The organism is Streptomyces sp. 184 (genome assembly GCF_045781775.1).
Lineage (GTDB): Bacteria > Actinomycetota > Actinomycetes > Streptomycetales > Streptomycetaceae > Streptomyces.
In genome coordinates, this window is record NZ_CP123230.1 from 6,834,483 (window position 1) to 6,845,764 (window position 11,282).

Annotated in this window: 8 protein-coding genes; 6 read left to right on the forward strand and 2 right to left on the reverse strand. The window is 74.9% G+C overall.

Annotation, left to right across the window (positions count from 1 at the left end):
- Positions 1-205 precede the first annotated feature (205 nt).
- Positions 206-592 (forward strand): RidA family protein, encoded by a 387-nt coding sequence (locus QBL21_RS29030; RefSeq protein ID WP_407565193.1) that lies wholly within the window; start codon positions 206-208, stop codon positions 590-592.
- Positions 593-786: 194 nt separating this feature from the next.
- The gene (locus QBL21_RS29035) at positions 787-3,090 is read left to right on the forward strand and encodes a PQQ-binding-like beta-propeller repeat protein (RefSeq protein WP_407565194.1); all 2,304 of its coding nucleotides are present in this window, start codon (positions 787-789) and stop codon (positions 3,088-3,090) included.
- On the opposite strand, the gene QBL21_RS29040 is transcribed toward QBL21_RS29035, so the two are convergent.
- Complete coding sequence (locus tag QBL21_RS29040) at positions 3,065-4,045, reverse strand: LysR family transcriptional regulator (protein WP_407565195.1); 981 nt, start codon at positions 4,043-4,045, stop codon at positions 3,065-3,067. The genes QBL21_RS29035 and QBL21_RS29040 overlap by 26 nt on opposite strands.
- A gap of 84 nt (positions 4,046-4,129) precedes the next feature.
- Between QBL21_RS29040 and QBL21_RS29045 the strand changes: the two genes are divergently transcribed.
- The 3 genes from QBL21_RS29045 to QBL21_RS29055 all read left to right on the forward strand — a co-directional run bounded on the left by QBL21_RS29045 (position 4,130) and on the right by QBL21_RS29055 (position 9,135).
- On the forward strand, positions 4,130-5,659 hold the full coding sequence (locus QBL21_RS29045; protein WP_407565196.1) for an MFS transporter: 1,530 nt from the start codon (positions 4,130-4,132) through the stop codon (positions 5,657-5,659).
- A 327-nt stretch (positions 5,660-5,986) separates the two neighbouring features.
- Entirely contained in the window at positions 5,987-7,579 is a 1,593-nt protein-coding gene (locus QBL21_RS29050; protein ID WP_407565197.1) for an FAD-binding oxidoreductase, read from the forward strand.
- Positions 7,580-7,941: 362 nt separating this feature from the next.
- Positions 7,942-9,135, forward strand: a complete 1,194-nt coding sequence (locus QBL21_RS29055; RefSeq protein WP_407565198.1) for a lactonase family protein — start codon at positions 7,942-7,944, stop codon at positions 9,133-9,135.
- Here the strand turns inward: QBL21_RS29055 and QBL21_RS29060 are convergent.
- On the reverse strand, positions 9,132-10,046 hold the full coding sequence (locus QBL21_RS29060) for a LysR family transcriptional regulator (protein WP_407565199.1): 915 nt from the start codon (positions 10,044-10,046) through the stop codon (positions 9,132-9,134). The genes QBL21_RS29055 and QBL21_RS29060 overlap by 4 nt on opposite strands.
- A 100-nt stretch (positions 10,047-10,146) precedes the next feature.
- On the opposite strand from QBL21_RS29060, the gene QBL21_RS29065 reads away from it, so the two are divergent.
- Positions 10,147-11,178: an NADP-dependent oxidoreductase gene (locus QBL21_RS29065; protein ID WP_407565200.1), complete on the forward strand. Its 1,032-nt coding sequence runs from the start codon at positions 10,147-10,149 to the stop codon at positions 11,176-11,178.
- Positions 11,179-11,282: the final 104 nt, after the last annotated feature.

The window sequence follows — 11,282 nt, forward strand, 5'->3', positions numbered from 1 at the left end:
GAGCCGGGGGTGGCGGACCGTGCGGAGGCCGGCGCCCCCGCCCCCGCTCCGGCGCGGCTACGGGCTCAAGCACGTTGCCCGCCGGGGCTCATGGCCGGGCCGAGCCGGTCTCCCCCGCCCGGAAACCGTTTCCCCCCCGCCCCGGCGTGCCCGATAATCCGTGGCAGTCGTGCGCGTCCGCGCCGGAGAGCGAGGCAGGCAGCCAGTGGAACTCGTGCCGCACAACCCGACCGAAGGCGTCTACGCGGCCACCGACGACTACGTGCACGCCATGGAGGTCCAGGGCGCCGCACGGCTTCTGTTCGTCGCCGGCACCATGGGCCTGGACCCGGCCGGCAAGCCCGGCGCCGGCCTGGCGGAGCAACTCGACCTGATCTGGGCGAACATCCGCGCCATCCTCGCCTCGGCCGACATGACCGTCGACAACATCGTGCGCCTGACCAGCTACCTGCGAGACCCGGCCTACGCCGAGGCCAACGCGGCCGCGCGCACCGCCGCACTCGGCGGCAGGCCCGTCCCGACGACCGCCGTCGTCGCCACCACCCTCGTCAGCGACTGGCTCGTCGAGATCGAGGTCATCGCCGCGGGCTGACGCCCGGCAACGAGAACGCGAACGCCGGTGGCGTCGGCGATCGCCCATGCCCCGACCGGCCGTGCCGGGGCACGCGCCTGACGAACTCGCCCCCACCCGTGACGTGGGAGACACTTGATCGTCCAGGCAGCCGGCACCCCGCATCGTCCCGCGCCGTGACGGGTCCGGCGGGGGACCTAGCGGAAGGTGGGGCGGTGCTCACAGCGTTGGAGGCGGGGGATCCTCGTCAGGTGGGCCGGTACCGGATCGTGGCGCGGCTCGGCGCCGGCGGCATGGGCCGGGTCTTCCTGGGGCGTTCGCCCGGCGGCCGGGCGATGGCGGTGAAGGTGGTACGGGCCGAGCTGGCCGAGGACGCCGGGTTCCGGCGGCGGTTCGCCCGGGAAGTGGCCGCCGCCCGCCGGGTCACCGGCGTCTTCACCGCCGCGGTCGTCGACGCCGACCTGGCGGGCTCCCCCGCGTGGCTCGCCACCGAGTACGTACCGGGGATGTCCCTCGGGGAGGCGCTGGCGAAGCACGGCCCGTGGCCCGAGTCGGCCGTGCTTGCGCTCGGGGCGGGGCTCGCCGAGGCGCTGGAGGCCGTCCATGCCGCCCGGATCGTCCACCGCGACCTCAAGCCGTCGAACGTCCTGCTGGCGCCGGACGGTCCGCGGGTGATCGATTTCGGGATCTCCGTGACCGACGAGGTGAGCGTGCTCACCCAGGCCGGCACGGTCGTCGGCACCCCAGGGTTCATGTCTCCGGAGCAACTGACGGCGGACGGGCAGGCCGGACCGGCAAGCGACGTGTTCTCGCTGGGAGCCGTACTGGCCTTCGCCGCGACCGGATCCGGCCCGTTCGGAACGGGCGCGCCGCACGCCCTGCACTACCGCATCGTCCACGAACGGCCTGCCCTGAGCGGCCTGCCCCCGCGCCTCGGTGCCGTCGTGGCGAGATGCCTGGCCAAGGATCCGCGGGAGCGGCCCACGGTGGCCGCGCTGCTCGACGACCTGGGGCAGACGCTCCAGGAGAGCGGGAAGGACTCGCCCCGGCCGCACTCCGCACTCGGCTGGCTGCCGCCGGCGGTCGCCCGGGCCCTCCGGGACGACGACCGCGCGGCGGCCACCGATCCCGCCCCGCCGCCGGCACCGCCGCCGGCGGACGAGGACGCCCACGAGACCCCCACCCGGACCGGCAGAACCCCGGCGCAGTCGCCGCCGGTCCACCCGCCGCCGGCCCGTCCGGCAACGGTCCACCCGCCAACGGCCGTCGGGGCGCCGGCGGCGCCGATACCGGCCCCGGACTCCCCCGCCGCGCCTCCCGCCGACACCGCCCCCGGCCGCCGCCCCAGCCGCCGAAGCCGACGCCAAATCCTCGCCGCCGCCCTCGCGTTGGGCACGACCGGCGCCGGCATCACCGCATGGAAGCTCGGTGGCGACAGCGGCGACGGCGACCGCGGCGGCGACCGCCCGGGCGCCGAAGGATCGCCCGGCGGCAAGGCCACGGCCGAGAGCGGCACCGAGCGCTGGTCCCTCCCGGACTTCGCGCTGATGGATTCCCCCGCGGTCGCCGACGGGACCGTCTACGTCGTCGGTACGGCGGACCCCGAGAGCCGTGCCGTGGGCCTCCACGCCCTCGACGCCACCGGCGGCGAGCAGCGCTGGACCGCTCCCCTCGACGAGTCGCCCGGTCGTCCGGCCGTCGCCGACGGCACCGTCTTCCTGACCGTTCCCGACGACAGGACGTACGCGCTCGGCGCCGCCGACGGCGAGCAGCGCTGGACCTATCCCGGCGGCGACGCTCCCGCCACGGCGCCGGCGGTCGCCGCCGGGACCGTCTACGTGAGCACCCGCACCGGCAAGCTGTACGCCCTCGACGCCACCGGCGGGAAACGGCGCTGGGTCTACGGCTATCCCTGGGAGCCCTCGCTCTCCCCGCCCGCTCCCGTGGTCGCGGACGGCACCGTCTACACGGGTGACGCCGAGGGGGTCCTGCACGCCGTCGACTCCGCCACCGGCAAGAGGCGCTGGACCAACCCCTCCGCGAAGGGCGCCGTCGTCCTCTCCCCGGCCGCGGTCGCGGACGGCACCGTCCACTTCTCGGCCGACAACGGCAGCGTGTACGCCGTCGACGCCGCCGGCGGCGGGCGGCGCTGGTCCGCGCCGCTGTCGGAACTCCAGCCCTCCGGCCCCGTCGTCGCGGACGGCACCGTCTACGTACACGACTTCACGGACCGTCTGTACGCCCTGGACGCGGCGAGCGGCAAGCGGCGCTGGAGCTTCCCCCTGGGCGGCGACGTGCACCTCGACCCGGTCGTCGGGGACGGCTCCGTGTGCTTCGCCACCACCGAGGGCAGGCTGACCGTGCTGGACGCCCGCACCGGCGGCGAGCGCTGGTCCTTCGACGCCGTCGCCGAGTCCGTCATCGCCTCGCCTCCGGCCATCGCCGACGGCACGGTCTACTTCGGCACCCACGACCAGGCGGAGGGCCGGCACTTCATCCTGTACGCGATGGCGCTCTGAGCGCGCGGTCCGCTTCCGGGAGCCAGGCGTCCGGGGGGTGGTGCAGCCAGGCGTGGGTGCGGGCCAGTTCCGCCGCTGCCGTGCGGAGGGCGCGTAGGCCCGGGTGGGTCAGGCCGCGGCGCCAGACCAGGGAGACCGGGGACAGGGGGACCGGGTCCGTCAGGGGGCGCAGGGTCATGTCCGGGATGTCCGCGAACTCCGTGGTCGCCAGCACCGACCAGCCGTGCCGGTGCACCAGCCGGACGAACTCCGCCTCGCCGTCGATCTCCGGGAACGGCGCCGCGAGGCGGATGCCGTGGCCGGCGAAGAGTTCGCGGGCCAGGTCCGTCCACTCCGCCGTCGCCGCGTTGCCGTCGGCCGCGTACAGCATCTCCCCCGCCAGCGCCGCCAGCGGCACCGTGGTCCGGGCCGCCAGCGGGTGCGCGGACGGCAGCAGCACCGCCATCGGCTCCAGCCGGACGAGTTCGTGCCGCAGCGCCGCCCGTGTCCCCGGCGCCAGCCCGGCCACCCGGCCGAACGACACGTCCAGCCGCCCCGCGGCGATCTCCGCCGCCGCTCCCGTCAGCCCGCTGTGGAACCGGGCGACCAGCTCCAGGTCCGGCGCCGCCGCGCGGGCCGCGTCCAGGATCCGCTGCCCCGTGCTGTAGCGCGCGCCGACGTCGACCAGCAGCGGCCGGGACCGCGGGTCGGCGGCGCCGGCCAGTTCGTCGTACGCCGCGAGCACCCGCCGTGCGTACGGCAGGAGCCGCTCGCCCTCCGCGGTCAGCCGCACCTGGCGCGTGGTGCGGACGAACAGCTCCGCGCCCAGCTCGCGTTCGAGCCTGCGGATGTCGCGGCTCAGCGCCTGCTGGGCGACGTACAGGCGGGTGGCGGCCCGGGTGAAGTGCAGGGTCTCGGCGACCGCCGCGAAGGCGCGGAGCAGCCGGGGCTCGACGTCCCGGGGTGTGGTCGGCATCCGGCCATTTCACAACGTACGCGCGTGAATGGCCAGCGATCAGGTGTTGGACCTGCGCGGACCCCTGCCGCGAGCCTTTTCGGCATGTCCCCGCCGCGCCCGCTCGCCGCCGCCCTCGGCCCCTACCGCCGGCTCTTCGCCGTCCCCGGCGCCCGCGCGTTCACCGCCGGGAACCTCATCGCCCGGCTGCCCATGGGCATGTTCTCCGTCAGCGCCGTCATCATGATCGCCGAGCGCTACGGCTCGTACGCCCTCGCCGGCGCCGTCCCCGCCGCCGGGCTCGCCGCCACCGCCGTCGTCGGGCCGCTCACCGCCCGCCTCGTCGACCGGCGCGGCCAGGCCCGTATCGCCGTCCCCGCGGCGGCGATCGCGGCGCTCGGCTCCCTCGCGCTCGCGCTCTGCGTCCACCTCCGCGCGCCCGCGTGGACGCTCTTCGCCGCCTACCTCCTCACCGCCACCACCCCCAACACCGGCGGCATGTCCCGCGCCCGCTGGGCCCACGCCTTCCGCGGCCCCGGGACCACCGACAACGCCGCCGCCCTGCACACCGCCAACTCCTTCGAGCAGGCCGCCGACGAGCTGTGCTTCATGACCGGCCCCGTCCTCGCCGCCCTGCTCTGCACCATCGCCTTCCCCGAGGCGGGCACGGTCACCGGCGCCGTGCTCCTGCTCGCCGGCATCCTCCTCTTCGCCGCCCAGCGCAGCACCGAGCCCCCGCCCCGGCCGCGCGCGCCGGGCGAGCGGACGCGGTCGCCGCTGCGGCGGCCCGGGTTCCCGCCGCTGCTGGCGGCGTTCGGCTGCGCGGGGGCGGTGTTCGGCTCGATGGAGGTCGTCACGATCGCGTACGCGGACCGCCTCGGCCGGCCGGCCGCGGCCGGCGGCATCCTCGCGCTCATGGCCGCCGGCTCGTGCCTGGCGGGCCTCGTCTACGGCATACGCGGACCGGGCGCGCCCGGGCGTACGGAACCGGCGGGGCCCGGGGACGCGGTGGGCACCTTCGACGTAGCGGAGACACCGGTCACGAAGGCGACCGTCACGGTGGCGGCCGGGGGCACGGAGGAACCTTCCGCGCGGTCGTCGGAGCCCGCGGTCCCGCCCGAAGATCCGCCCATGGATCCGCCCACGGACCCGTCCGCCGCCGACACCCCCGCCCCGGACCCGTCCGGCCCGGACCCGTCCCCCGCCGACCCGTCCCCCGCGCGCACGCCCGTCGCAGGCAGCACCCGCACCCCCGCCCCCGAACCCCTCTTCCGCCGCTGCGTCGCCGCCATGGCCGCCCTCATGCTCCTCCCCCTCCTCGCCGCCGCCACCGGCCGCCTCGCCCTCCTCGCCCCCGCGCTCCTCCTCGCCGGCATGGCCACCGCGCCCACGATGATCACCGGCATGTCCCTCGTCCAGGCCCGCACCCCCGCCGGCCGCCTCAACGAGGGCATGACCCTCGCCGTCACCGCCCTCCTCGCCGGCATCGCCGCCGGATCCGCCACCGGCGGCTGGGCCGCGGGCAGTTGGGCGGCCCAGCCGCCCGCCGTCGCGTACGCCGTCCCCCTCGCCGCCGCCTCCGCCGCCGCGCTCGCGGCCACCGCCCTTCGCGCCACTCGCCACCGCCCGGCCTGAAGCGGACGGCCGGCACCGGCGTTTTCCCAGGCGGTCTGCTACATTCCGTTGGCTGCGCTCCGCGCAACGCCCCACAGCAGCCCCACGACAGGGCCGCAACTCCCGCCGAGTATCAGGGAATTGAATACGGGCATTCCCAACCCGGCATTTACGTCCCGGCCACCCCGGATTAGCATCTTCCCGCATCGAGCGCCGCCCCTCCGAAATTCCCCTGCCTACGCAAATGCGTGCCGCCGGACTTTGTGCTGCCCATTTTCCCTCTGCGCCGACGGGAGTTTTCTCATGGACAACGTCTCACGCCGGAAAGTACTTCTTTCAAGTGCGGCCGTGGGCGGTGCCGCCGCCCTCGGCGGCGGCCAGCTCGCCGCCGCGACCTCGGCCGGAGCCGCCGGCCGCGGCGGTCCCGCCTCGACCATCACGCCCGCCGACGCCCGCTATCCCGACTTCGTCTCCGGCAGCAACGGCCGCTGGCGCGCCGAGCCCGAGGCGATCCGGGTGGCCACCGCGACCGAGCAGGTGGTGGCCGCGGTGCAGGAGGCCGTACGCGCCGGAAAGCGCATCTCCGTACGCAGCGGCGGCCACTGCTACGAGGCATTCGTCTTCCATTCCGACACCCAGGTCGTCATCGACCTGTCGGCGATGAACAACATCTCCTACGACCAAAAGCGGCGGGCCTTCGTCATCGAGCCGGGGTGCACGCTGATGGAGGTCTATATGGAGCTGTACCGCGTCTGGGGGGTGACGATCCCGGGCGGCTCCTGCTCCTCCGTCGGCGCCGGCGGCCATATCCAGGGCGGCGGCTTCGGGTTCCTGTGCCGGCAGTTCGGGCTGACCGTCGACTACGTGCACGCCGTCGAGGTCGTCGTCGTGGACGCCTCCGGCAAGGCCCGCGCGATCGTGGCCACGAGCGACAAGAACGACCCGCACCACGACCTGTGGTGGGCGCACACCGGTGGCGGCGGCGGCAACTTCGGCGTCGTCACGAAGTACTTCATGCGCGCCCCCGGCACCGCGCGGCTGGCGCCGGAGAAGCAACTGCCGCAGCCGCCCGGCGAGGTGTTCGTCCACCAGCAGTCGTGGTCGTGGAACAACATCACCGAGGACCGCTTCCGCACCCTGCTGCGCAACTACAGCGGCTTCTACGAGGAGTACAGCGCGCCCGGGAACCCGTACTCCGGCATGTTCAGCATGCTCGTGTGCAGCACGAAGGCCAGCGGCTCGATCTCGATGACCACCCAGTTCGACGCCACCCAGCCGGACGCGGCGCGCAAGCTGGACGAGTTCCTGGCCGAGGTCGGCGGCCACATGGGCGAGGCGCAGCCGACGACGCTCTCGACGAACGAGATGCGCGCGATGCCCGAGCTGTTCGCGCCGCAGGCGAAGTCGTGGCTGGTCGCCACCCGCCAGCTCGGCGGCTCCGGCTGGGGCGGGCGCGGCGACTACAAGTCGGCGTACCTGCGGCGGACGTTCCCGGACGAGCAGATAGCCGCCATGTACAAGAACCTCACCGAGACCGACCTGCGCAGCGCGCTCGTCTCGATCGACTCGTACGGCGCCCAGGTCAACGCGGTCGACTCGGACGCGACGGCGATGGCGCAGCGGGACTCGATCATCAAGCTCCAGTACCAGGCGTACTGGAGCGAGCAGTCCGAGGAGGCGGGCAAGCTCGCCTGGATCCGGAACATGTACCGCGACGTGTACGCGGACACCGGCGGCGTCCCCGTCCCCAACGAGGTCAACGACGGCTGTTACGTCAACTACGCGGACATCGACCTCTCCGACCCGCGGTGGAACACCTCCGACACCCCCTGGCACGACCTGTACTACAAGGCGGGCTACGCCCGGCTCCAGCAGGTCAAGGCCGCGTACGACCCGGGTGACGTCTTCCGGCACGCCCAGTCCGTCCGTCTGCCCGAGTAGGGCGGACGCGGCGCCGCCGCCCGGCCCGGGGCGCAGGGGACCCCGGGCCGGGCGGTGCGCGCGCCGTCGACGGAACCCGCGCGACCGGGCAGGCTACGGACGTACGGCAAGCGGGACCGCGTACGGCAACAGCACCGCGTACGACGACAGCGCCACCCACCGCGAACGCCCTGCGCCCCGCACCCCGTTCACGTACCGCGACAGCCCCGCGCACCCCACGATCCCGCTCCGACGGTGACCGTCCCCGCCACGAGAGGAGCACCGCCTTGAACGCCTCCGCCCCGCCCCCGCCCTCGTCCTCGTCCTCGTCCTCCGATCACACTCCCGCTCCCGAGCCCCCCACAGGCCCGAGCCGGCGCCAGATGCTGCCGGTCTTCGGCGCCGCGGCGCTGGCGGGCGTCGTTCCCGCGCTGGGCTCCGCCTCGCCCGCGTCGGCCGCACCCGCGGCCGCGGCGCCCGCCTCCGCCGCGGCGGCAGCCCGCGGCCCCCGCGCCGTCTACGTCGGCGGCTACGCGGGCGGCCCCGGCGCCCCCGCCGGGCTCGCCGTGTTCCGGATGGCCGGCGACGGCCGCCTCTCCCCGGTCCAGGAGGTGCCCGGCGTCCCCAACCCGTCGTGGCTGGCGGTGCATCCGCGGCTGCCCGTGCTGTACGCCGTCTGCGAGGTCAGCACCTGGAACGGGCAGAAGGGCGGCGGCGTCGTCTCGTACGCCATCGACCCCGCCACCGGCGAGCTGACCCGCACCGGCGACCAGCCCGTGCCCGGCGTCCCCGCGCACGGCGCGCTCGACGAGCGCGGCGAGAACCTGATCGTCGCCAACTACGGCGGCGCCACCTTCGCCGTCGTCCCGCTGCGAGCGGACGGCACGCCCGGGCCCGTCTCGGACACCGTCACCGTCACCGGTACGGGCCCGGACCCGGACCGTCAGAGCGGCCCGCACCCGCACCAGGTCGCCTTCGACCCGGCGTACGGCTACGTCTTCGGCGCCGACCTGGGCACCGACCGCGTCTGGGCCTGGAAGCTGGACCCCGCGGCGGGGAAGCTGACGCCGAACCCGCTGCCGTTCCTCCAGGTCGCCTCCGGCTCCGGCACGCGCCATCTGGCGTTCCACCCGAGCGGGCGGTTCGTCTACGTCGTCAACGAGCTGACGTCGTCGGTGACGGCCTTCACGTACGACGCGGAACGCGGCACGTTCCGCTGGCTCCAGACCCTCAGCGCGCTGCCCCGCGGCTTCCGGGGCGAGAGCTACTGCGCGGAGGTGGCGGTGCACCCGGGCGGCAGGACGGTGTACGTGTCCAACCGCGGGCACGACAGCATCGCCCGGTTCGCGGTCGACGCCGACGGACGGCTCGACCTGCGCGAGACCACCTCGACCGGCGGCGCGTGGCCGCGGCACTTCGCGCTCGCCCCGGGCGGCGACGTGCTGCTGGTGGCGAACCAGAACAGCGACGACGTGGTGTCGTTCCGCGTCACCCGCTCCGGCGCGCTGCGCCGCACCGGCGCCACCGCCGCGGCGCCGAGCCCGGCGTGCGTCGCCTTCGGGGGCGCACTGCCCTAGCCGGTGGCCGCGCGGAGTTCGCGGATCAGGGCGCGCACGGCGCCGCGGGCGGCCGACTCGGCGGTGGTGAGGTAGCCCACGGAGCGGGTCGGGCGTCCGCGGCCGAGATCGGTGACCGTGACGCCGTCGGGTACGTCGGCCAGCGAGAGCGCGGGCATGATCGCCATGCCGAGACCTCTGCCCACCATGGAGAGCACCGCGCCGTCGTCCTCGGTCAGGACGGTGGCCTTCGGAATCCAGTCCTGCCGGGTCCACCACTCGCGGGTGTAGGAGCCGCAGTTCTCGTGCCAGTCCACCAGCGGCAGGGAGCGCGGGGCGGGGTGGCCGGCCGGGTGCACCAGCGCGTAGGGCTCTTCGAGGAGTACGTCCCCGAGGAGCCCGGCGGGCAGGGCAGCGGGGGCGTCGATCGTGGCGATGCCCACGTCCGCGCGCCCCTCGGCGACCTCGCCGGCGGTGCCCGCGCCCAGCTCGCGGACGACGTACACCTCCGCCTCGATGCCCGGGTGGCGGTCGGCGAGGCGCGCCAGGACGGGCGGCAGCAGGTGCAGGGCGGCGCTGCGGAAGGCGGCGATGCGCAGCGGGCCGGTGACCGTGCCGCGCCCGGCGCCGCGGGCCTCCGCGGCCAGGGTGTCGAGGAGCCGCAGGACCCTGCGCGCATGGGCGGCAGCGGCGGCACCGGCCGCGGTGGGAGTCGCACCCGTGCGGCCCCGCTCGAAGAGGACCGCGCCGACCTTGCGTTCCGTCCCGCGGATGGAGTGCGAGACCGCGGACTGCGTCAGCCCGAGGGCCCTGGCCGCGGCCGAGAACCCGCGCTCGCGGTCGACGGCGACGAGGATGCGCAGCTCGTGCGGGGCCAGGTCGCCGGCGGCGGCCGCACCGGGTGCGGACGCGAGCGGGGCTGCGGCTGCCATGGGGTCCCACCTGCTTCCATGAGGGCCCTTCATGGATCGGACCGTTCCATGAGCGCAACCCTCTGCCCGGCGTCCGTATTTCTTCCGTACGGTCGCCGCCATGACCGACACCGCGCTCACCGTGCACCAGACCGCCCGCCCCCGCGGCTTCCCCACCGCCGACGACTTCGCCTTCGTGGAGTCCGCGGTTCCGGCTCCGGGCCCGGGAACGGCGCTGGTGGAGAACCTGTACTGGTCGGTGGACCCGTACCACCGCGAGATGATGGACGGGGACTTCGCCCTCGGCGCCCCGCTGGAGGGCCGCACGCTCGGCCGGGTCGTGCACTCCCTCCATCCGTCGCTCCGCGAGGGCGGGATCGTCTTCCACCGGCAGGGCTGGCGCACCCACGCCGTCGTCACCCCCGACCAGGCGCGCCCCGTCCCCCGCTTCGACGGGGTACCGCTCTCCGCGCACCTGAGCATCCTCGGCGGCACCGGCCTGACCGCCTACGTCGGCCTGACCCGCATCGCCGAACTGCGCGCGGGCCAGGACGTGTTCGTCTCGGCGGCGGCCGGCGGCGTGGGCACGGCCGCCGGGCGGCTCGCCCGGCTGATGGGCGCGGGGCGGCTGATCGGCAGCGCGGGCAGGGCGTCGAAGGCCGCCTACCTGACCGCACACGTCGGCTACGACGAGGTCTTCGACTACCACGCGGGGCCGGTGGCCGAACTGCTCGCCGGGGCGGCGCCCGACGGGATCGACCTCTACCTGGACAACGTCGGCGGCGAGCACCTCGAAGCGGCGATCTCCTCGCTGCGCGCATACGGACGGATCGTACGGATCGGCACGATCGCCCAGTACAACGCCACCGGCACGCCCTACGCGCTGCGCAACCTTCCCGACATCGTGGAGAAGAGCCTGCGCATGGAGGGCTTCCTGGTCCGCGACTACCCCGACGTGCAGGAGGAACTGTACGAGTTCGTCGTGCCGCACCTCCAGAGCGGGCGCGTCACCCTCGACGAGACCGTGGTCGACGGCTTCGGCGGCATTGTGGGCGCGTTCCTGGGGATGCTCCGGGGCGAGAACCAGGGCAAGATCATCGTACGGGCGGACGGCGCGGCCGGGGCGGACAGCGCGGCAGGGGCGGACGCCTGACGGCACCCCGCCGCCACCCCCTTTTGTCAACGCCATTGACATACCGCCGGGCCCTCCCTACTTTCCTCCGTCGAAGCGCTTCGACACCTCTCATCGAAACGATT

Excerpts from the sequence above, each read along its gene's own strand:
- QBL21_RS29040 (WP_407565195.1), bottom strand. The coding sequence starts at position 4,045 with ATGCCGACCACACCCCGGGACGTCGAGCCCCGGCTGCTCCGCGCCTTC.
- QBL21_RS29045 (WP_407565196.1), top strand. The coding sequence starts at position 4,130 with ATGTCCCCGCCGCGCCCGCTCGCCGCCGCCCTCGGCCCCTACCGCCGG.
- QBL21_RS29055 (WP_407565198.1), top strand. The coding sequence starts at position 7,942 with ATGCTGCCGGTCTTCGGCGCCGCGGCGCTGGCGGGCGTCGTTCCCGCG.
- QBL21_RS29060 (WP_407565199.1), bottom strand. The coding sequence starts at position 10,046 with ATGGCAGCCGCAGCCCCGCTCGCGTCCGCACCCGGTGCGGCCGCCGCC.
- QBL21_RS29065 (WP_407565200.1), top strand. The coding sequence starts at position 10,147 with ATGACCGACACCGCGCTCACCGTGCACCAGACCGCCCGCCCCCGCGGC.